Source organism: Micromonospora sp. NBC_00617 (genome assembly GCF_045161355.1).
Classification (GTDB): Bacteria; Actinomycetota; Actinomycetes; order Mycobacteriales; family Micromonosporaceae; genus Micromonospora.
Genome location: NZ_CP107751.1, coordinates 673,419 through 693,765 on the forward strand (window position 1 = coordinate 673,419; position 20,347 = coordinate 693,765).

General features: G+C 72.3%; 25 protein-coding genes. 14 read left to right on the forward strand and 11 right to left on the reverse strand.

All coding sequences use genetic code 11. The features are described 5' to 3' along the window. Nucleotides 1-13: 13 nt before the first annotated feature. The 8 genes from sufD to OG505_RS03170 all read left to right on the forward strand — a co-directional run bounded on the left by sufD (nt 14) and on the right by OG505_RS03170 (nt 6,601). Nucleotides 14-1,156: a Fe-S cluster assembly protein SufD gene (sufD, locus tag OG505_RS03135; protein ID WP_405430833.1), complete on the forward strand. Its 1,143-nt coding sequence runs from the start codon at nt 14-16 to the stop codon at nt 1,154-1,156. Continuing rightward, on the forward strand, nt 1,156-1,482 hold the full coding sequence (locus tag OG505_RS03140; RefSeq protein ID WP_358158559.1) for a non-heme iron oxygenase ferredoxin subunit: 327 nt from the start codon (nt 1,156-1,158) through the stop codon (nt 1,480-1,482). Before sufD ends, OG505_RS03140 begins: the two co-directional genes overlap by 1 nt. Beyond that, nucleotides 1,482-2,255: a Fe-S cluster assembly ATPase SufC gene (gene sufC / locus OG505_RS03145; RefSeq protein WP_405430835.1), complete on the forward strand. Its 774-nt coding sequence runs from the start codon at nt 1,482-1,484 to the stop codon at nt 2,253-2,255. The genes OG505_RS03140 and sufC overlap by 1 nt, the downstream gene beginning before the upstream one ends. A 20-nt stretch (nt 2,256-2,275) precedes the next feature. Continuing rightward, a complete protein-coding gene (locus OG505_RS03150; protein WP_405430836.1) occupies nt 2,276-3,580 on the forward strand; it encodes a cysteine desulfurase in 1,305 nt (434 codons plus the stop codon). Next, the gene (gene sufU, locus OG505_RS03155) at nt 3,580-4,062 is read left to right on the forward strand and encodes a Fe-S cluster assembly sulfur transfer protein SufU (protein ID WP_405430838.1); all 483 of its coding nucleotides are present in this window, start codon (nt 3,580-3,582) and stop codon (nt 4,060-4,062) included. The genes OG505_RS03150 and sufU overlap by 1 nt, the downstream gene beginning before the upstream one ends. 73 nt (nt 4,063-4,135) lie before the next feature. After that, nucleotides 4,136-4,615 (forward strand): metal-sulfur cluster assembly factor, encoded by a 480-nt coding sequence (locus OG505_RS03160; RefSeq protein WP_405430840.1) that lies wholly within the window; start codon nt 4,136-4,138, stop codon nt 4,613-4,615. A 643-nt stretch (nt 4,616-5,258) separates the two neighbouring features. Beyond that, nucleotides 5,259-5,885 carry a LysE family transporter gene (locus tag OG505_RS03165; RefSeq protein ID WP_405430841.1) on the forward strand — a complete coding sequence of 209 codons (627 nt, stop codon included), beginning with the start codon at nt 5,259-5,261 and terminating at the stop codon, nt 5,883-5,885. 53 nt (nt 5,886-5,938) lie between these two features. Next, nucleotides 5,939-6,601 (forward strand): acVLRF1 family peptidyl-tRNA hydrolase, encoded by a 663-nt coding sequence (locus OG505_RS03170; protein ID WP_405430842.1) that lies wholly within the window; start codon nt 5,939-5,941, stop codon nt 6,599-6,601. 169 nt (nt 6,602-6,770) lie between these two features. Here the strand turns inward: OG505_RS03170 and OG505_RS03175 are convergent, their stop codons facing one another. Continuing rightward, nucleotides 6,771-7,694, reverse strand: a complete 924-nt coding sequence (locus OG505_RS03175) for a neutral zinc metallopeptidase (protein ID WP_405430844.1) — start codon at nt 7,692-7,694, stop codon at nt 6,771-6,773. Between the two features lie 261 nt (nt 7,695-7,955). Between OG505_RS03175 and OG505_RS03180 the strand changes: the two genes are divergently transcribed. Continuing rightward, nucleotides 7,956-9,560, forward strand: coding sequence for an ABC-F family ATP-binding cassette domain-containing protein (locus tag OG505_RS03180; protein ID WP_405430845.1), 1,605 nt, complete (start codon nt 7,956-7,958; stop codon nt 9,558-9,560). Between the two features lie 94 nt (nt 9,561-9,654). Here OG505_RS03180 and OG505_RS03185 read toward each other — a convergent pair whose 3' ends face one another. Further along, nucleotides 9,655-10,254, reverse strand: a complete 600-nt coding sequence (locus tag OG505_RS03185) for a cadmium resistance transporter (RefSeq protein WP_405430846.1) — start codon at nt 10,252-10,254, stop codon at nt 9,655-9,657. A 212-nt stretch (nt 10,255-10,466) separates the two neighbouring features. Between OG505_RS03185 and OG505_RS03190 the strand changes: the two genes are divergently transcribed. From OG505_RS03190 to OG505_RS03200, 3 genes are all read left to right on the forward strand, one after another. Then, nucleotides 10,467-10,694, forward strand: a complete 228-nt coding sequence (locus tag OG505_RS03190) for a helix-turn-helix domain-containing protein (protein ID WP_007462679.1) — start codon at nt 10,467-10,469, stop codon at nt 10,692-10,694. Between the two features lie 46 nt (nt 10,695-10,740). Beyond that, complete coding sequence (locus OG505_RS03195; protein ID WP_405430848.1) at nt 10,741-11,508, forward strand: enoyl-CoA hydratase/isomerase family protein; 768 nt, start codon at nt 10,741-10,743, stop codon at nt 11,506-11,508. Nucleotides 11,509-11,622: 114 nt separating this feature from the next. Beyond that, nucleotides 11,623-13,599, forward strand: a complete 1,977-nt coding sequence (locus OG505_RS03200) for an ABC transporter ATP-binding protein (protein ID WP_405434357.1) — start codon at nt 11,623-11,625, stop codon at nt 13,597-13,599. Between the two features lie 23 nt (nt 13,600-13,622). On the opposite strand, the gene OG505_RS03205 is transcribed toward OG505_RS03200, so the two are convergent. From OG505_RS03205 to OG505_RS03215, 3 genes are all read right to left on the reverse strand, one after another. Then, complete coding sequence (locus tag OG505_RS03205) at nt 13,623-14,045, reverse strand: hypothetical protein (protein ID WP_405430849.1); 423 nt, start codon at nt 14,043-14,045, stop codon at nt 13,623-13,625. A gap of 72 nt (nt 14,046-14,117) precedes the next feature. Beyond that, nucleotides 14,118-14,759: an SAM-dependent methyltransferase gene (locus tag OG505_RS03210; RefSeq protein WP_405430850.1), complete on the reverse strand. Its 642-nt coding sequence runs from the start codon at nt 14,757-14,759 to the stop codon at nt 14,118-14,120. A gap of 153 nt (nt 14,760-14,912) precedes the next feature. Next, entirely contained in the window at nt 14,913-15,152 is a 240-nt protein-coding gene (locus OG505_RS03215) for a winged helix-turn-helix domain-containing protein (protein WP_405430851.1), read from the reverse strand. A 362-nt stretch (nt 15,153-15,514) separates the two neighbouring features. Here OG505_RS03215 and OG505_RS03220 point away from each other — a divergent pair, with 362 nt between their 5' ends. Continuing rightward, nucleotides 15,515-15,733 carry a flavin reductase gene (locus OG505_RS03220; protein WP_405430852.1) on the forward strand — a complete coding sequence of 73 codons (219 nt, stop codon included), beginning with the start codon at nt 15,515-15,517 and terminating at the stop codon, nt 15,731-15,733. Further along, entirely contained in the window at nt 15,730-15,903 is a 174-nt protein-coding gene (locus OG505_RS03225) for a hypothetical protein (RefSeq protein ID WP_405430854.1), read from the forward strand. Before OG505_RS03220 ends, OG505_RS03225 begins: the two co-directional genes overlap by 4 nt. A gap of 43 nt (nt 15,904-15,946) precedes the next feature. On the opposite strand, the gene mug is transcribed toward OG505_RS03225, so the two are convergent. From mug to OG505_RS03255, 6 genes are all read right to left on the reverse strand, one after another. Further along, on the reverse strand, nt 15,947-16,552 hold the full coding sequence (gene mug / locus OG505_RS03230) for a G/U mismatch-specific DNA glycosylase (RefSeq protein ID WP_405430855.1): 606 nt from the start codon (nt 16,550-16,552) through the stop codon (nt 15,947-15,949). A gap of 56 nt (nt 16,553-16,608) precedes the next feature. After that, nucleotides 16,609-17,370: an SDR family oxidoreductase gene (locus OG505_RS03235; RefSeq protein WP_405430856.1), complete on the reverse strand. Its 762-nt coding sequence runs from the start codon at nt 17,368-17,370 to the stop codon at nt 16,609-16,611. Continuing rightward, nucleotides 17,355-17,879 carry a hypothetical protein gene (locus OG505_RS03240; protein WP_405430857.1) on the reverse strand — a complete coding sequence of 175 codons (525 nt, stop codon included), beginning with the start codon at nt 17,877-17,879 and terminating at the stop codon, nt 17,355-17,357. Before OG505_RS03240 ends, OG505_RS03235 begins: the two co-directional genes overlap by 16 nt. Further along, entirely contained in the window at nt 17,876-18,694 is an 819-nt protein-coding gene (locus OG505_RS03245; protein WP_405430859.1) for a DUF692 domain-containing protein, read from the reverse strand. Before OG505_RS03245 ends, OG505_RS03240 begins: the two co-directional genes overlap by 4 nt. Further along, entirely contained in the window at nt 18,691-19,623 is a 933-nt protein-coding gene (locus OG505_RS03250; RefSeq protein ID WP_405430860.1) for a TIGR04222 domain-containing membrane protein, read from the reverse strand. The genes OG505_RS03245 and OG505_RS03250 overlap by 4 nt, the downstream gene beginning before the upstream one ends. A gap of 85 nt (nt 19,624-19,708) precedes the next feature. After that, complete coding sequence (locus OG505_RS03255; RefSeq protein ID WP_405430862.1) at nt 19,709-20,281, reverse strand: TetR/AcrR family transcriptional regulator; 573 nt, start codon at nt 20,279-20,281, stop codon at nt 19,709-19,711. Nucleotides 20,282-20,347 lie beyond the last annotated feature (66 nt).

Sequence of the window (20,347 nt, forward strand, 5' to 3'; positions counted from 1 at the left end):
GACCAAGGAAGACATGACTACCCAGGCTTCCGCGCCGCCCAGCACCAAGTCGCAGGCGCTGCGCTCGTACGACGTCGCCGACTTCCCGGCCCTCACCGGCCTGGAGGAGGAGTGGCGTTTCACCCCGCTCAAGCGACTGCGCGGCCTCGCGGGCGACGCGCAGGCCGGCGCCGGCACGGTCCGGCACGAGTACGGCGAGCTGCCCGAGGGCGTGGCCATCGAGCGCATCGGCGCCGACGACCCGCGGGTGGGCAGCGTGCTCACCCCGGTCGACCGGGTCAGCGCGCTCGCGTACGGCGGCGCCGGGCAGGCGCTGCTGCTCTCGGTGGCGAGCGATGTCGTCGTGGGCGCCCCGGTGCGCGTGCGGGTGGTCGGCGACGGCGGCGAGGGTCTGGCCTTCGGGCACACCTTCGTCGAGGTGGGCCGCTTCGCGGAGCTGACGCTGGTGCTGGAGCACGTCGGTTCGGCGACCCTGGCCGACAACGTCGAGGTGTCGGTCAGCGACGGGGCCAAGCTGACCCTGGTCACCGTGGCCGACTGGGCGCCGGACGCGGTGCAGGCGCAGCACCTCAAGTTCAAGCTCGGCCGCGACGCCCGGGTGACGCACGTGCAGGTGAGCCTGGGCGGTGACCTGGTGCGCCAGTTCACCAGCGTGGAGTACACCGGCCGGGGCGGCGAGGCCGAGCTGTACGGCGTCTACTTCGCCGACGGCGGCCAGCACCTGGAGCACCGCCAGCTGGTCGACCACTCCGTGCCGGACTGCCGCAGCTACGTCGGCTACCGGGGCGCCCTGCAGGGCGCGGACGCGCACACCGTCTGGGTGGGCGACGTGCTGATCCGGGCCGAGGCGACCGGCACCGACACGTACGAGATCAACCGGAATCTGCTGCTCACCGACGGCGCGCGGGCGGACTCCGTACCCAATCTGGAGATCGAGACCGGCGAGATCGCCGGCGCCGGCCACGCCAGCGCGACCGGCCGCTTCGACGACGAGCAGTTGTTCTACCTGATGGCCCGGGGCATCCCGGAGGGTGAGGCCCGCCGCCTGGTGGTCCGCGGCTTCTTCGCCGAGGTGATCAACAAGATCCCGGTCGAGGAGCTGCGCGAGCGCCTGGGCGACGCGATCGAGGCCCGGCTGGCCAAGGCGGGCGCCTGATGATCCGTATCTGCTCCACCGAGGACGTGCCGAAGGGCACCGCGATCAGCGCGGACGTCGACGGCACCCCGATCGCCCTGGTGCACGGCGAGGACGGCGAGTTCTACGCCGCGTACGACGAGTGCTCGCACGCCGCCGTCGCCCTCTCCGAGGGTGAGGTCGACGGCTGCACGCTGGAGTGCTGGCTGCACGGCTCGCGCTTCGACCTGCGCACCGGCACGCCGACCGGCCTGCCCGCCACCGAACCCGTCCCCGTCTACCCCGTCGAAGTCCGCGACGGCGACATCTACCTCAGCCTGACGCCGAGTAATGGAGTGACCCGATAATGAGCACCCTGGAGATCCGCGACCTGAAGGTGTCGGTCAAGCTGCCCGAGGGTGAGCTCAAGCCGATCCTGGCCGGTGTCGACCTGACCGTGAAGTCGAGTGAGACCCATGCCATCATGGGCCCGAACGGCTCCGGCAAGTCCACCCTGGCGTACTCGATCGCCGGCCACCCCAAGTACGAGATCACCGGCGGCTCGGTGACCCTCGACGGCGAGGACGTGCTGGCCATGACCGTCGACGAGCGGGCCCGCGCCGGCCTCTTCCTGGCCATGCAGTACCCGGTCGAGGTGCCCGGCGTCTCGGTCGCGAACTTCCTGCGCACCGCGAAGACCGCCATCGACGGCGAGGCGCCGAAGCTGCGCACCTGGGGCGGCGAGCTGCGCGGCGCGATGGAGCGCCTCCAGATGGACCCGGCGTTCGCCCAGCGCAACGTCAACGAGGGCTTCTCCGGCGGTGAGAAGAAGCGGCACGAGATCGTCCAGCTGGAGCTGCTCAAGCCGAAGATCGCCGTCCTCGACGAGACCGACTCGGGCCTCGACGTGGACGCGCTGCGCGTGGTCAGCGAGGGCGTCAACCGGGTCCGCGACACCGGCGACACCGGCGTGCTGCTGATCACCCACTACACGCGGATCCTGCGCTACATCAAGCCGGACTTCGTACACGTCTTCGTGGCCGGCCGGATCGTCGAGCAGGGCGGCCCGGAGCTGGCCGACAAGCTCGAGGCCGAGGGCTACGAGCGGTACGCCGCCGGGGCCGGCACGGCCAAGGCCTGAGTGGGGAAGGCGCTGCCGAGATGACCAGCATCGCGATCCCTGAGGGGATGCCGCAGTACGACGACGTGCCGCGTTTCGACGTGGCCCGGGTGCGCGCCGACTTCCCGATCCTCGATCGGGAGATCAACGGGCACCCGCTGGTCTACCTCGACAGCGCCAACACCTCGCACAAGCCCCGTCAGGTGCTCGACGTGCTCGACGAGCACTACGCGCGGCACAACGCCAACGTGTCGCGCTCGGTGCACACCCTGGGCACCGAGGCCACCGAGGCGTACGAGGGGGCACGGGCCAAGATCAGCGCGTTCATCAACGCGCCGAGCACCGACGAGGTGGTGTTCACCAAGAACTCCACCGAGGCGATCAACATCGTGGCGTACGCCTTCTCGAACGCCTCGCTGCGCCCGGACGGTGACCCCCGGTTCCGGCTCGGCCCCGGCGACGAGGTGGTGATCTCCGAGATGGAGCACCACTCGAACATCGTCCCGTGGCAGCTGCTGTGCGAGCGGACCGGCGCGACCCTGCGCTGGTTCCCGGTCACCGACCAGGGTCGGCTGGACGAGTCGGGCCTGGAGGATCTGGTCACCGAACGGACGAAGATCGTCTCGCTGGTGCACGTGTCGAACATCCTCGGCACCGTCAACGCCACCTCCCGGATCACCGCGCGGGTCCGCGAGGTGGGCGCGCTGCTGCTGCTGGACTGCTCGCAGTCGGTGCCGCACCTGCCCATCGACGTTGTCGACCTGGACGCCGACTACATCGTGTTCACCGGGCACAAGATGCTCGGTCCGACCGGCATCGGCGTGCTCTGGGGCCGCGGTGAGCTGCTGGCGGCCATGCCGCCGGTGATGGGCGGCGGCTCGATGATCGAGACGGTGACCATGGCCCGGTCGACGTTCGCCGCGCCGCCGGCCCGCTTCGAGGCGGGCACCCCGCCGATCGCCGAGGCGGTCGCGCTCGGCGCGGCGGTGGACTACCTGACCGGCGTCGGCATGCCGGCCATCCAGTGGCACGAGAAGGAGCTGACGGCGTACGCGCTGGACGCTCTCGGCACGGTGCCGGACGTGCGGATCTTCGGCCCGACCGTGCCGATCGGCCGCGGCGGCACCATCTCGTTCGCCCTCGGTGACGTGCACCCGCACGACGTGGGCCAGGTGCTCGACTCGCTCGGCGTGCAGGTGCGGGTGGGCCACCACTGCGCGAAGCCGGTGTGCAGCCGGTTCGGCGTCCCGGCGATGACCCGAGCCTCGTTCTACCTCTACACCACCAGTGAGGAGATCGACGCTCTGGTGGGCGGTCTGGAGCAGGCGCGGAAGGTGTTCGACTGATGGCGCAACTCGACCAGCTCTACCAGGAGATCATCCTGGACCACTACAAGCATCCGCACGGCCGTGGCCTGCGCGACGCCGACGACGCGGCCGACCTGGTCGCGGAAGCGCATCACGTCAACCCGACCTGCGGCGACGAGATCACCGTCCGGGTGGCCACCGACGGCGACGTGCTGCACGACATCTCGTACGACGGCATGGGCTGCTCGATCAGTCAGGCCTCGGCGAGCGTGCTGCACGAACTGCTGCGCGGTCGGGACGCCGGGGAAGCATTCGAGGTGCACGAGGCGTTCGTCGAGTTGATGTCCGGACGTGGCCAGGTCACGCCCGACGAGGACGTACTCGGTGACGGGGTGGCCTTCGCGGGCGTGGCCCGCTACCCCGCCCGGGTGAAGTGCGCGCTGCTGCCGTGGATGGCGTTCAAGGACGCCGCGGCACGCGCCGGCGTGGGCGTGGGCGTGGGCCCGGAGGTGAAGGCGTGAGCGAGCGTCAGCGAACGATTTCCAGCAGCACTGTGGTGCCGGGTGGCATCACGAAGCGAACCGGAGGGACGGCATGAGCGAGAACACCGCTACCGCGGCGACGCCGGAGGCCGGTGACGCCACCGCGGCGCCGCAGACCGACGCCGTTGCGACCAACGGCGCTGCGACGACCGACGGCGCTGCGGCACCTGGTGCCGGCGACGCCGCCACCTCGACGGGCGGCGTCAGCAAGGCGATGATCGCCGACATCGAGGAGGCGATGAAGGACGTCGTCGACCCCGAGTTGGGCATCAACGTGGTCGACCTGGGCCTGGTGTACGGGGTGCACGTCGACGACGAGAACGTCGCGACCCTGGACATGACGCTCACCTCGGCGGCGTGCCCGCTGACCGACGTGATCGAGGACCAGGCCCGGCAGGCGCTGACCACCGGTCCGGGCGGCGGCCTCGTCAACGACATCCGGATCAACTGGGTGTGGCTCCCGCCGTGGGGACCGGACAAGATCACCGACGAGGGTCGGGACCAGCTCCGTTCCCTCGGCTTCAACGTCTGACCCGACCCCGTCCCACAGTCGTCGAGCGCGGTGCCCTCCTGGGTGCCGCGCTCGATCCGTTGTGGGATACGCGGGAAATCGCTACTGGAACGGATCGTTCCGGTCTGCTAGCTTGATCTCAAAGCGGAGCGGCCCGGAGCGCAGCACTGATCGGCCCCGACGGCCAAGATCGTGCTCGATCAGTGATGTAGTGCCCTCGACGCGTTGCCGAGGCCACTACATCCTGGTTCGAGCACGATCTTGGGCGGGTCGCCGTTGGCGTTCGCGGCTCGCCTTCGGATGGGCTCGCGGGCTCGCGGGCTCGCGCTCTCGGGCGCTCGCCGGCGCGGGGCGCGGGGCGCTTGGCGCGCGTGCGTGGGGCGCGTGCGTGGGGGGCCGCGAGCGTGGGGCCCGTGGGGCCGCGCGTGGGCGAATGGGGCGCATGGGGCGCGCGAGGCACACCGTGGCGCGGTCACACCGTGGCGCGGGCTCGTGGCGTGGGGCCCGTGGGCGTGGGGAAACTCCGTTGCGGGGGCTTGGGTGTGGCGCGCAGGATGCCGACTGTGATCGAGGCGTACCCGATGCAGGTTTCTGTCCGTGCGGCCACCGCCGCGCGTCGACAGCGCACCGTGCCCGGGGTGCCCTCGACCCGTCGCCCGTCGTCGTGAGCGGCGCCTTTCTCGCCGGTCTGGTGGCCGGGTACGGCGTCGCCATCCCGGTCGGCGCGATCGCGATCCTCATCCTGGGGCTCAGTGCCCGTACCTCGTTCCGGGTCGGCGCGGCCGCGGCGCTCGCGGTGGCGACGGCCGACGGGCTCTACGCGGCGGTCGCCGCGCTCGGCGGCGCGAGCCTGGCCGGGGTCGTCGCCCCGGCGGCCGGTCCGCTGCGGGTGGTCGCCGCCGTGGTCCTGCTGGGGCTCGCCGCGCACGGCCTCTGGCGCACGTGGACCACCCACCGCGCCCGGCCGGCGCCATCGGCCGGCGGGGGCCTGCGCACTCCCGGGCGGGCGTACGCGGTGGTGCTCGGGCTGACCCTGCTGAACCCGACGACCGTGCTCTACTTCGCCGCGCTGGTGCTCGGCCGCCGGGACACCGCGGACCCGAACGGGCTGACCGCCGGGCTCTTCGTGGCCGGTGTGTTCCTGGCGTCGGCGAGCTGGCAACTGCTCAACGCGGGCGGCGGCACGGTGGTCGGCCGGGCGCTGACCGGGCCGCGTGGCCGGCTGGTCACCGGCCTGGTCTCCAGCGCGCTCATCGCCGCGCTCGCGGTGGCGGCGCTGCTGCCGGGCTGAGCCGTACCCGCCCGACGCCCCGACCCGAGCCGCCGTGGCGTACGGTCGGGGCCGTGACCAGTCGACCCGCAGCCGGGGGCGGCCGGTGGGTCGAGGTCGACCCGGCCCGCGTCGGCCGCTGGGTCGAGGGCTTCGCCGACCGGCACGGCCCGCCCACCACCACCGCGCGGGAGTACGGCCTGCTGCTCGCCGCCCCCGACGGGACCACCGCCGAGCTGTACGCCGCACCGGGCGCTCCGGTCGGCGCGGACGTGGCCGCCTTCGTCGCCGCCGCCAGCGCACCGCACCGGCTCGGCCTACTGCTGGCCCGCAAGGGTGCGGTGGCGATCGGTGTGGCGCAGGGCCCCGACCTCGTGGTCTCCAAGGTGGACACCCGGTACGTGCAGGGGCGCACCGCCGCCGGGGGGTGGTCGCAGCACCGGTTCGCCCGCCGCCGCGACAACCAGGCCAAGGCGGCGCTGGGCGACGCGGCGGACCTGGCCGTACGCCTGCTGTTGCCGGAGGCGGCGCGGCTCGCGGCCCTCGTCTGCGGCGGTGACCGGCGGGCGGTGGACACGGTGCTGGCCGACCGGCGGTTGGCCCCGCTCGTGCCGCTGCGGGCCGAGCGGCTGCTCGACGTGCCGGAGCCGCGGCACGCGGTGCTGGTCGCGGCGGTGGGCGCGGCCCGGGCGGTACGGATCCGGCTGCGCGACCCGGAGCCCAACCTCGCCCAGTGACGTCGGCGGCGCGCGTTCCGTCGGATGTGCGGACCGTCCGGCCCTCACCAGCGACGGCGGGTCGCAGGGGAGACGTTGATCGGTCACTACCGGGTCTCCCGGTTCGACTGACGGCGAACATGGTCGTGGCAGGCCCCGAAGGACCTGCCACGACGGTGCGGTACGGATGTCAGAGCTGGTCGGTGCCGAAGGTGTCGCAGTTCTTCGGGTCGCCGCGGTCGTAGCCCTGGGTGAACCAGCGCTTGCGCTGCTCGGACGTGCCGTGGGTGAACTGGTCCGGGTTGACCCGCCCGCCGGAGCGTTCCTGGATGCTGTCGTCACCGATCGCCTCGGCGGTGTCGACGGCCTGGCTGATGTCGGCCTCGGTGATCGACGTGAACAGTGGTTGCCGGCCGGTCTTGTCCTTGCTCTCGGTGGCGTGCTTCGCCCAGGCGCCGGCGTAGCAGTCGGCCTGCAACTCCAGCCGCACGGAGGCGGAACGGGGGCCGCTCTGGTTGCCCTGGCCGGCCTTGGCGTTGGTGCCGAGCAGGTTCTGGACGTGGTGACCGTACTCGTGGGCGAGCACGTACGGCTGGGCGAACTCGCCCTTGGCCCCGAACCGGGTGGCCAGCTCGTCGTAGAAGCTCAGGTCGATGTACACCTGCCTGTCGGCGGGGCAGTAGAACGGGCCGACGCCCGAGTCGGCCTGGCCGCAGCCGGTGTTCACCGCCGCCTGGAAGAAGTTGGTGTCGGTGGGCTCGTACTTGCCGTTGCCCAGCTCCGGGTACGCCTTCTGCCAGTAGGCCTGGATGCTGTTGACGTAGAGCAGGTTGCGGCAGCGCGCGTCGTCGAGACGGTCGGGGTTCGCGGTGGAGCACACCTGGTCCAGGTCGTCACCCCCGGCCTGGCCGCCCTCGTCGCCGTTGGTCATGGCGTTGAGGCCGAAGCCCCCGCCGAGCAGGGCGATGAGCACGGCGACCACGATGCCGATGATGCCGCCCCGGCCGCCGCCGCCCGGGATGGGGATGCCGATGCCGCCGCCGCCCGAGCCGCCGCCTCGACCCAGGTCGTTGGCCTGGGAGGTGTCGAGCTCGGCCCGCTCGTTGAGTTCCATGTTGACCCCGATCGCCGTATGCCGATGAATGTCTGGTGTATGTCGTTTCGTCGCTTCAGTGCCGGACGGGGTCCGGACAGGCGTTCCGGTACCCGATGATCTTGATTGGTAATCCGGGCGGGTCGCCAGGGAACGCCCGGTACACTTGTCCCGTGCCGCGCTGCGAAGGCTGAACCGCCCCGCGCCGACGGGCCCACCGCCCGCCGGCGCTTTCGCGTGCCCTGAGTCAGCCTTCCAGACCCCGAGAGCGAGTCCCACAAGATGATCACTGCCACCGGCCTGGAGTTGCGCGCCGGCTCCCGGATCCTGCTGTCCGACACCACCCTGCGTGTGCAGCCCGGTGACCGGATCGGCCTGGTCGGCCGCAACGGTGCCGGCAAGACCACCACCCTGAAGGTGCTCGCCGGCGAGGGGCAGCCGTACGGCGGGCAGATCGACCAGCGCAGCGCCATCGGCTACCTCCCGCAGGACCCGCGCACCGGCGACCTTGAGGTCACCGGCCGCGACCGGGTGCTCTCCGCCCGCGGCCTGGACGTGTTGATGGCCCAGATGAAGGAGATCGAGGAACGCCTCGCCGAGGACGCCGACGAGAAGCTGGTCCGCCGCTACGGCGCGCTGGAGGACCAGTTCGCCGCCCTCGGCGGGTACGCGGCCGAGGCCGAGGCCGCCCGGATCTGCGCCAACCTGGGGCTGCCGGACCGCGCGCTCGCCCAGACCATCGGCACCCTCTCCGGCGGTCAGCGTCGGCGTATCGAGCTGGCGCGGATCCTGTTCCGCGACGCCGGTGAGAACGGCGGCGGCATCCTGCTGCTCGACGAGCCGACGAACCACCTCGACGCGGACTCGATCACCTGGCTGCGCGGCTTCCTCGCCAACCACAAGGGCGGCCTCATCGTGATCTCCCACGACGGCGCGCTGCTGGAGTCGGTGGTCAACAAGGTCTGGTTCCTCGACGCCACCCGGTCCGTGATCGACGTCTACAACCTGGGCTGGAAGGCGTATCTGGAGGCTCGCGAGACCGACGAGCGCCGCCGCCGCCGGGAGCGGGCCAACGCCGAGAAGAAGGCCGGCGCGCTGATGGCGCAGGCCGACAAGATGCGCGCCAAGGCCACCAAGACCGTGGCCGCGCAGAACATGGCCCGCCGCGCCGAGAAGCTGATCTCCGGCCTGGAGGAGGTGCGCGTCGCCGACCGGGTGGCCAAGGTGCGCTTTCCCAGCCCGGCCCCGTGCGGCAAGACGCCACTCACCGCGACCGGCCTGTCCAAGTCGTACGGCTCGCTGGAGATCTTCACCGACGTCAACGTCGCGGTGGACCGGGGTTCCCGGGTGGCCATCCTCGGGCTCAACGGCGCGGGCAAGACGACGCTGCTGCGGATGCTCGGCGGGCTGCTCACCCCGGACACCGGCGAGGTGCACGCGGGGCACGGGCTGCGGTTGGGCTACTACGCCCAGGAGCACGAGACGCTGGACGTGGAGCGGACGGTGCTGGAGAACATGCGCGCCGCCGCCGTCGAGCAGTCCGACACCGACCTGCGCAAGATCCTCGGCGCGTTCCTGTTCTCCGGCGACGACGTGAACAAGCCGGCCGGGGTGCTCTCCGGTGGCGAGAAGACCCGGCTGGCCCTGTCCACGCTGGTCTGCTCCGGCGCCAACGTGCTGCTGCTGGACGAGCCGACGAACAACCTCGACCCGGTCAGCCGCGAGCAGGTGCTCGACGCGATCGCCAACTACCCGGGCGCGATCGTGCTGGTCACGCACGACCCCGGCGCGGTGCTGGCGCTCAAGCCCGACCGCGCGATCCTGCTGCCCGACGGCGACGAGGACGCCTGGAGCGACGACCTCCTCGAACTGGTCGAGCTGGCCTGACCGGGCCGGCTCGGGCCGTCGGGCTCGGGGCTGTCCGGGTCGGGCGTCGTGCCACCGGTTCCCGTCCGGGCCAGGCTGTCGGCCCGGCCCGTTCTCAGCCGAACAGGTCCACCAACCGGCTGAGCACGCCGGAGCTGACCAGGATCACCACGCCGATGGCGACGAAGATCGCCGGCACCAGCCAGTGGCCGGCGCGCTCCACCAGCCGGACCACCCTGCGGTGTCCACCCAGCCAGGCCGCGGCGGCGCACCACAGGCCGACGAACACCACGAAGACCAGCAGGAAGACCGCGCTGTCGCCGGGGCCGAGAGCCCGGAACACGGGTACGTAGACGGCCACGTTGTCGGCGCCGTTGGCGATGGTCACCCCGGCCACGCCGAGTGTCCCGGTGACGACCGTGGCCGGCTCGTCGTCGTCCGAGCCGCGCAGCGCGCGGATGCCCAGCGCGATCGGCAGCAGGCCGAGCAGCCCGGTCCACGGGTCCGGCACGACCAGCAACCCGGCGGCGACCACCGCGCTGGCCAGCGCGAGCGCGCCGATGCCGAGGTACTGGCCGGCGACGATCTGCCAGGTGCGGGGCCGGCCGGTGGTGCGGGCCGCCACGAAGAACAGCGTGAGAATGACGATGTCGTCGATGTCGGTGGCGGCGAAGACCACCGCCGCTCCGGCCGTGGTGCCCAGCAGGTCGATCACGCCCGGGAGCGTACGGGCCGAGGCGTCGCCGCTCGGCGGTGGCTCTTCCGGACGGTGTGCCGGGACCGATCGCGAGGATCACTCTATCGGGAAGCTGACATTGCATAGCGTGTCGGTTGGCGAAGAGTTGATATCTGGCGCATGATCGTCCGAGGCGGTCTAATAGGTGGGACCGTATCCGAACCGCACAGTCTGGGACGTGAGGACACAGCATGGCAGCCACTGGCACAGCCACCAGCACTGAGAAGGGTCGCCGGATCGTCGGAGCCGAGCGTCAGACGCTCGCCAAGGACCTGGTAAAGCGGTACACGTCGGGGGAGAGCATCCGCGCGCTGGCGGCCTCGACCGGCCGTTCCTACGGGTTCATCCACCGAGTGCTCACCGAGTCCGGGGTTCAGCTGCGTCAGCGCGGCGGTGCCCGGCGCCGCAAGAAGGCGTGACCCGCCCCTTCGCGTCGTTCACCAGCGCCGCGCCCCGGGCAGCCCGGTGACCGCCGAGGCGACCGGGGTTCGGCTGACCTGCGACGGGCCGGTTGCCACGGTGACGTTGTGCCGGCCCGACGTGCTCAATGCCCAGACGCCGGCGATGTGGCGCGCGATGAGCGACTTCTCCCGCGACCTGCCCGGCGACGTCCGGGTGGTGGTGGTGCGTGGCGAGGGGCGTGCGTTCTCCGCCGGCCTCGACCTCGCGGTGGCTGGCGCCTCCGGCCCGGGGTCGTTCGCCGAGCTGGCCACGCTGCCCGAGCAGGAGTGCGCCGAGCAGATCGCGGCGTTCCAGGCCGGCTTCACCTGGCTGCACCGGCCGGACGTCATCTCCGTGGCCGCCGTGCAGGGGCACGCGATCGGCGCGGGTTTCCAACTCGCTCTGGCCTGTGACCTGCGGGTCCTGGCCGCCGACGCGAAGTTGTCGATGGCCGAGGTGACGCTCGGGCTGGTGCCCGACCTGGCCGGCACGAAGCGCCTCGTCGAGCTGGTCGGCTATTCCCGGGCGCTGGAGATCTGCGCGACCGGCCGCCGGCTGGACGCCGCCGAGGCGGACCGGATCGGCCTGGCCACTCTTGTCGTACCGCCGGCCGAGCTGGACGGCGCGGTCCGCGACCTGACCGCGGGCCTGCTGGCCGGGCCCCGCGACGCGGTGGTGGAGATCAAGGCCCTGCTCGCCGGCGCGGCGGGGCGGTCGCACGCCGACCAGCAGCGCGCCGAGCGGGAGGCGCAGACCCGCCGCCTGCGGGATCTGGCCGGCCGCGGAGAATAGTAAGGACCGTACGGGAAGATCCGGGTTACGACAGAGGTTGTCAGAGTCGTCGGGAGAATTGACCTGACGTGTGTGGTCCACCCGACGACCCGGAGGTGAGCGGTGTCCAACCCGATGTCCGGCGGTGGCATGGCCGGGTGGAGCATGCTCCGGTCGATGCGTAACCGCGACGAGGTCTCCACCCACCGGCTCAAGCGCGGCGTGGCCCGCCGCATCGTGGCCTTCGCCCAGCCCTACCGGCGCGACATCATCGTCTTCCTGGCCACCGTGGTGCTGGCCGCCATCATCGGCGTGGCCACGCCGGTGCTCGCCGGTGACGTCATCAACGCGATCAACCGGGGCGGCAGCGAGGCCGGCCGGCTCGTCGTCAAGCTGGCCCTGTTCATCGCCGGGCTGGCGGTCGCCGACGCGCTGCTGTCCCTGGCCCAGCGGTGGTATTCGGCCCGCATCGGCGAGGGCATCATCCTCGACCTGCGTACCCGGGTCTACGACCACGTGCAGCGGATGCCGTTGCAGTTCTTCACCCGCACCCAGACCGGCGCCCTGGTCAGCCGGCTCAACAACGACGTTCTCGGCGCCCAGCGGGCGTTCACCTCCACCCTGTCCGGTGTGGTCAGCAACGTCATCCAACTGGTCCTCACCGCCGCGGTGATGTTCACCCTCTCCTGGCAGATCACCGCGCTCTCGCTGGTGCTGCTGCCGATCTTCATCATCCCGGCTCGACGGGTCGGGCGGCGGCTGGCCGACATCACCCGCGAGGCGTACAACCTCGACGCCAAGATGAGCGCGACCATGACCGAGCGGTTCGGGGTGGCCGGGGCGCTGCTGGTGAAGCTGTTCGGCCAGCCCGAGATCGAGGCCCGCCGGTTCGCCGACCGGGCCGAGCGGGTGCGTGACATCGGCATCCAGTCCGCCATGTACTCCCGGACGTTCTTCGTGGCGATGCTGCTGGTCGCCTCGCTGGCGCAGGCGCTCACCTACGGCCTGGGCGGTTGGCTCGCCGTCACCGGCGGCGTCAGCGCGGGCACCGTGGTGACCCTCGCGCTGCTGCTCACGCGGCTGTACGGGCCGCTCACCGCGCTCTCCAACGTCCGGGTGGACGTGATGAGCGCGCTGGTCTCCTTCGACCGCGTCTTCGAGGTGCTAGACCTCGAACCCGGCATCGTCGAGAAGCCCGACGCGGTGCCGGTGCCCCGCGGCAACGGTCGCGTCGACTTTCGCGACGTCCGCTTCCGCTACCCGAGCGCCGCCGAGATCTCCCTCGCCTCGCTGGAGGAGGTCGCCACCCTCGACCGGACGGTCAACGAGCCGGTGCTCAAGGGCGTCTCGTTCAGCGTCGAGCCGGGGCAGATGGTCGCCCTCGTCGGCCCGTCCGGCGCCGGCAAGTCGACGCTGTCCATGCTCGTCTCCCGCATCTACGACGTCACCGACGGTCAGGTGCTGGTCGGCGGGACCGACGTGCGCGACGCCACACTCGCCTCCCTGCGCGACGAGATCGGCGTCGTCACCCAGGATTCGCACCTGTTCCACGAGACGATCGCCGAGAACCTGCGGTACGCCAAGCCGGACGCCACCGACGACGAGATCTGGGCGGCGCTCGCCGGCGCCCAGGTCGCCGACCTCGTCCGGTCGCTGCCCGACGGGCTGGACACCACGGTGGGGGAGCGCGGCTACCGCTTCTCCGGCGGCGAGAAGCAGCGCATCGCCATCGCCCGACTGCTGCTCAAGGCCCCGTCGATCGTGATCCTCGACGAGGCGACCGCACACCTGGACTCGGAGAGCGAGGCGGCCGTGCAGCGGGCCCTGTCAGTGGCGCTGGCCGGGCGTACCGCCCTGGTGATCGCGCACCGACTCTCCACCGTCCGCGACGCCGACCAGATCCTCGTGCTCGACGGCGGGCGGATCGTCGAGCGGGGCCGCCACGACGAGCTGGTCGCGGTCGGCGGGCTCTACGCCGAGCTGTACCGCACCCAGTTCGCGGTCGCCGACTCGCCCCGGCCCTTCGCGGACGCGACCGGCCCCGAGCCGGTGGTCATGCCCCTGGGCACGTACGTCGCCGACGAGGCGATGCCGCCCGCCGCCGCCAACTGACCCGCTCGTTCATGCCGAAGGGGTCACGTGGTTTGTGGGCCGGCGGGATCGACGTCCCGAGTCAGGAGAGCAAAGCGGCGAGCGAACTCGACGCTCTCATCCACGTGCAAGCTGGTGACCGGGCCATCGCCCAAGGGCGGTGTGTCGATGCGGACCGCGTACCGCGTGCGAACCACTGTGTGGTCGGGGCCGTCCTCTTCGATCTCGACGAGGACGGGTGGTGTACCAGGGGAGCCGCTGCCCGACACCGTCCACGTATATCGCATCTCAACTGCACCCTCTTCGGGGCAACTCCAGGTGAGATTACTCAGCGAGGCACCGCCGACGGCGTTCGCCCATGCGGTCCACCCGGTGCCATCGCCCCTGAGGCAAACCGAACTTGTCTCCATCGCCCCGTAGTCGTACGGGCCGCTGTCCCACAGTCCTACGAGGTCCTCGTCACGCATGCGTCGATGATCTCAGTAATCCCAGCGCCTCATCGCCTGGGCTCGATCCGACCGTCCGAGCGCTCAGAGCCGTCAGTTCCGGAAAGTGAAGATCGTCCCCATGCCGTTCACCGGTTGCGGGGTGCCTTGGAACAGGTGGACGCCGACCGAGAACCGCACGTCGTCCGGGGCATCGAACGCGACCTCCACGAAGCCGGCGTCCCCAAGCCACCCCCGCACCGCTGGCGTCAGGTCCGGTGCACGTCGCGCCCTAGTCCAGATCACCGTGGCACCCTCGGCGCACAACTGGGGCAGGGCAGCGATCGTTCGCTTCACGTCGGCGTCCGGAATGTTGCCGAAGACCCCGACCATGAGCATCAAATCGGCCGGCACCGCACCGGCGTATGACGAGAGCTGGCCCGCGTCGGACTGCTTGATGACGAGATTGGTGAGCCCGGCCCGACTGGCGGCGGTCTGAGCGGCCGCTACGTTGCCGGCGTCGTACTCAAGCAGGGTTCCGCGGACCCGATGAGCAGCATCCGGCCGTGCGGCAAGGACCCCGATGAGGTCATGTGCCTGCCCCGAGCACGCGCTCACCACGGTCAGCCGCTCGCCCGAACGCTGATCAAGCCACGAGGCGATGTGCTGCTGCACGAGCCGCAGTCGACCCGACAGCGTCGACGTCTCATCGGCATAGGGCTCATGCCATGCCTGCCAGCGAGTCTGGGCGGTCATCTGGATCACCTTTCCGGCGGAATGGACACGGCGAGGACCGTCCCTACCTTCGCCGGACATCGCAGATGAACCGCCCACGGCGGGGGTAACGACGGTGCACCCAAGCGGCCCGTTCGGTCGGCTCGGTCGCGTCGCTCAAGCAGCTGCATCGTGCTATTCGGCTACGAAGACGCCCACGCCTGGCAGGGTCTCGGTCATTCCTTTGATCCGCAAGACCTGCATGGCGCGGTCAATCACGGGCTCCGTGACTCCGTAGTGCTCGATCAGCTCACGTCGGCTGGGCAGCTTAGAGCCGGGCGGAAACTCGTCGGACGCGATGCGTTCAGCGAGGTCATCGGCGATCTGCTCATAGCGGTAACGCGGTGGCACAGTGATCCCCTCGGTTGGCAACACGAGTAGACCACCTACGTCAGCCCTTGACCACCCAACGGTACCTGTGGGAGGTTTCGGGGGAGGTCGATTCTCCCGGTTGGCGCTGTGGGTCGTCCTTGCCGGCGTGGATGTCCGGCGCGTCCCCCGCGATCGGGCATCCACGCCTTCGAGAGCTGCAGCACGAGGAGACGACAGTCGATGAGGCGGGTCACCTATGACGAGTACGTGCTGGCGGCAGCCCTGGCCTTCGCCCGCCGGCACCGCCCGATCTGGTCCTGGCGGCACTGGCGGCGAATTTGCCGCTGTGGAGCGGAACTTCCCTGCCGCAGCAGTCACCGCATCCCGATCAACCGTGGTCACTGGCCCAGTCAGGACAGTCCGCGATGACGAGGCACCATCCGATCAGGCACACCTGGGCGTGCGGTGACTGCGGGATGGACTGGCCCTGCCAGACCCGCCGGGGGGAGTTGCTGATGGAGCATCGCCGTGCCCGGGTGTCGCTTGCGCTCTATCTGGCCGCACAGCTTGTCGAGGCGACCCAGGATCTGATTCATGTCCCCGCCGGCCGCCTGCACTACCGATTCCTCGGTTGGATGAGATGAGCATCCTGCGTCCAGGAGACGAGAAGTTCCACTACAGCGATGGCTCCCACCGATGGGTTCCCCCGGGCCCGGATTACGACCAGGAGGTCTGGGACGAGCAGGTTCGCCAGCACAAGCAGGGCCACCTGAGGAACGAGCGCCCGAAGGTCCGCATCCAGCGTCTCGTCTGATGCCAGCGGTACGGGACCTGGATTCGACGAGGTGACGACGGCCTCAGCCGGGGCGGCGGGCCGGCAGGCCGGTGGCCGCCCGCAGCTCGGCGAACGCGGCGCCCAGCGTGATCGGCGTGAAGTGCGCGTTCAGGCCGCTCGGGTTCGGCAGCACCCACAGCCGCGCCCCGGCCAGCGACTCCGGCTGTGGCCCGAAGGCGGCTTTCGGGCGTTGAAAACCGATCCGGTACGCGGTCACTCCCACCACGGCCACCCAGCGTGGCCGGTGCCGGGCCACCTTGTCGGTCAGGATCGCCGCGCCGTCGAGAAGTTCCTCGGCGGTCAGCTCGTCGGCGCGGGCGCTGGCCCGGGCGGCCATGTTGGTGATGCCGAGCCCGAGGGCCGGCAACTCGCCCTGCTCGCTCGGGTGCAGCAGCCGGGGAGTGAACCCGCCCAGGTGCAGCGCCGGCCAGAACCGGTTGCCGGGCCGGGCGAAATGCCAGCCGGTCGCGGCCGACCACAGGCCCGGGTTGATCCCGACGAAGAGCACCGACAGCGCGGGCGCGAGCACGTCGGGGATGCTCCGGTCGGTGGCGGCGGCCAACTCCGCCTTGGTCGGTCGAGGATGCGCGGCACCCGCGCCGGCACGACGGCCCAGCGCGGGCGGCACAGCGCCGGATCGGCCGCCTGGGCCGGGTGTCGGAGCGCCGCCTCGGCCGTCCGTTGTCACAGGCCGCGCAGCGCGCCGCCGTCCACCGGCAGGGTGATCCCGGTGAGGTAGCTCGCGGCGGGGGAGAGCACGAACGCGGCCACCCGGCCGAACTCGGCCGGGTCGCCGAGGCGTCGCAGCGGGATGCTCGCCTCCGCCTCGGCGCGGGCGCGCTCGGGGTCGCCGGTGGCGGCGAACAGCTCCCGGTTGCGGTCGGTCAGGATCCGGCCGGGCAGCAGGCCGACCACGCGTACGCCGCGCGGGCCGTAGTCGTCGGCGATGTCCTTGGCGACGCCGACCAGGCCGGGCCGCAGGCCGTTGGAGATGCCGAGGCCGGGCACCGGGCCGCGGGCCGACGTGGAGAGCACCAGCCCGATCGCGCCTCCGTCGGGCAGCGCGGCGGCGACGGTGCGCGCCGCGCGGACGGTGCCCAGAAAGACGGTCTCGAAGGAGTGCCGCCACTGCTCGTCGGTGATCGACGCCGCGGTGCCGGCGGGTGGGCCACCGACCGAGATGAGCGCGCCGTCGATCCGGCCGAAGTGCTTCCGGGCCGCCGCGACGAGCCGCTCCGGGGTCTGCGGGTCGGCCAGGTCGGCGGTGACGCCGACCGCCCGGTCCGGGCCACCCAGCCCCTGCGCGGCGGCGTCGACCGCGTCGGCGTCGCGGGCCGAGAGCACCACCCGCGCGCCGTCGGCGACCAGGCACTGCGCCGTCGCGTAGCCCAGGCCGCGGGAGGCGCCGGTGAGCACGTACACCCGGTCGGTCAGTCCGAGATCCATGTCGCCGATCCTGCCGCATCCGGCTCGGGCCCGCCAAGGTGGGCGGGCGGACGCGCGGCGGGGCGCACCAGACGTACCCGACCGGCGATCTGCACCGCGACGGCGCCGCCGGCGCGGGCCACGGCCGGCAGCCGGCGCGGGCGCGGCGCCCGACGCCCGTCATAGCGCAGGCCCGCCTCGCGGACGGCCAGCTCCTCGGCGCCGGCCGGCGGCAGCGAGCCGCGCTCCCGCAGCGCCCGGGCCAGGTCCCAACCGTCGCGCAGCGACCCGGCGGTGGGGCGCTCGGCGGCCCATTCGGCGAAGGTCGCCGGCCACGCCGCGCGGAGGCCGGCGGCGAGCAGCGGCCAGTGCCGGGCCACCTCACCGGCCCGTTTGCGGCGCAGCGCCGCCCGGGTGGCGGCCAGCGGCCCGGCCGCGAACCCCGCCGGCGGCGGACCTCCGGCGACCAGCGTCGCCACCAGCTCCGCCTGCCGCGCGGCGAGCCCGGCGCGGGGATCGGCGCCCGTCACGTCACGGCCGGGAAGCCGGCGGCGGCGGCCAGGGCGTCCAGTTCGGCGCGCAGCTCGGCGGCCGGTGGGTAGCCGCCGTCGCGTTCCAGCAGGAGCGCCGGTGGTCGCTGCCGGGCGCAGAGCGCGCGGACCAGCTCCAGCACCTCCGGCGGCACCGGATCGGTGTGCGTGTCGTGGTAGAACCCGCCGTGCTCGGCCCCGCCGGCCACGTGCACGTAACCGATCCGGTCCAACGGCAGCCGGTCGAGCAGCGCGAGCGGATCGGTGCCCCGGTTGCGGGCGTTGGCGTGCACGTTGGCGATGTCCAGCAGCAGCAGCGCACCGGTGCGGTCGAGGATCTCGGTGAGGAAGTCCGCCTCGTCCAGCTCGTCGTCGGGCCAGTCGAACAGGGCGGCGATCGGCTCCAGCGCGATCGGCACGGGCAGCTCGGCCTGCGCCCGGGCCACGTTGGCGCAGACCGCGTCGACCGCCTCGGCGCTGCGCGGCGGCGGCAACAGGTGCCCGGCCTCCAGCCCGCCGGCCCGGACGAAGGCGATGTGCTCGCTGACCAGCGGGGCGTCGAGCCGCTGCGCCACCGCGGCCAGGTGGGCGACGCGGGCCGGGTCGACCGGCTCGGCGCCGCCGAGGGAGAGCCGCACTCCGTGCGGTACGACGCTCACGCCGCGCTCGCGCAGCTGCGCCAGCCCCGGCGGGAGCGGCCCGGTCGCGGGCACCGACTCGGCCACCACCTCGGCGAAGCGCAGCCCGGGCAGCTCGGCCACGAAACCGGCGATCTCGGGACGCCAGCCGATGCCGACGCCGGACGGGGCGGTCATCCGCCGCACCCACCGCCGCCACCGCAGGAACTGCCGCCACCGCAGGAACTGCCGCCACCGCAGGAGCTGCCGCCGCCACACGAGCTGCCGCTGCTCGACGATCCGGAGCCCGACGACCAGCCGCTGCTGGCGATGGCCTGGCGCTGGATCTCGGCCTGCTCGGCGAAGCCCGGGTCGATCGCCCAGAGCGACGCCGTGCCGTACAGCGCCACGCCCATCGCCGCGCCCGCCGCGCCGTAGGTGGCGTACGCGGGGGCCGAGGCGGGGGCCAGGTGGGTGTGCCGGTTCCGCAGGTCGCGCAGCGCGGCGCGACCGGCCCGGCTGGTCTGCGGTACCCGCCAGAGCAGCAGCACCGCCACCAGCACCCCGACCAGGGTGAGCAGCAGGTAGCCCACGGGCCGCCCGTTGGCCAGGCCGGCGAACAGCCGCACCACGCCGAGCACCAGCAGCGCGGCGAGGAGCCGTGCCCACCGCCGTGCGGTGGCGCGTCGCGTCGGGCTCACGAGCAGGCCACGCTCTTCGAGGCCGGTGCGGAGCTGGTCGAGCGCGGTGACCACCCGTTCGTTCTGGCCCAGGTCCCGGACGCGGGAGTGCTGGTGGGCCGCCCAGTGGATGGCGCTGTCCAACGGGGTGAGCCCCGTCGGCGCCGCCCCGACGGTGGTCAGCCGACGGTCCGGCCGTACGCCGATCGCCCCGCTGCCGCGCAGCCCGCCGAGCGCGGCGTGCACGGCAAGTGCGGGCCCACCGTTGAGGTACGCGACCTGTTGCGGGCCGAGCGGGTCGGCGGCGGCGTGCCCGCCTTCGGTGGCGAGGCGGACCCGGTGCAGCACCGCGAGGGCGACCACGACGGCGGCCGCCACGAGGTAGAGCCGGAGGAAGGTCGGGCCGGGGATGCCCCAGGTGTCGCCCGACGCGGCGAGGACGATCATCGGCTGCTCCTGTCGCCGGAGGGGATCGGCGGCCCCATTGTGGAGCACGACCGCCACGGTCCCCGTCCCGGTGTGCGGCCGGCGTTCAGCGGCGGCGGACGGCCTCCTCGACCAGGTCGAGCACCGGGCCCAGGTCGCCGGCCGGTCGGCCCATTGCCAGGTGCAGCACCAGGCCGTCGTAGGCCAGCTCCAGGAACTGGGCCAGCACGTCGATCGGTACGTCCTCGCGCAGCACCCCGGCGTCGCGTTGGCGGGCCAACCGGTCCCGGGTCGCCGCGGCGATCGCGGCGGACCGCTCCGCCCAGCGCTTGGCGAACGCCGGATCGGTGCGCAGCCGGCGGGAGACCTCCAGTTGGCTGCCCAGCCAGCCGGTGGTGTCGGGGGAGACCGCGCGGGCCAGCAGGTCGCGCATCACCTGCACCAGACCGTTGCGGGCCACCGTCTCGACCATGGCGGCGGCGTCGTCCTCGGCGACGGCGAGGAAGAGCGAGTCCTTGTCCCGGAAGTGGTGGAAGATGGCGCCTCGGGACAGCCCGGTGGCCTCCTCGAGGCGGCGGACGGTCGCTCCCTCGTAGCCGAGCCGCGCGAAACACGCCCGCGCGGCGGCGAGGATCTCCTGCCGGCGGGCGTCGAGCTGGTCCTGGCTTACTCTGGGCACACGTCGATCGTCGCAGGTCACCCCGGGCCATGCAAACCGTACGTACGGCTTGGTGCGGTGCCGTTT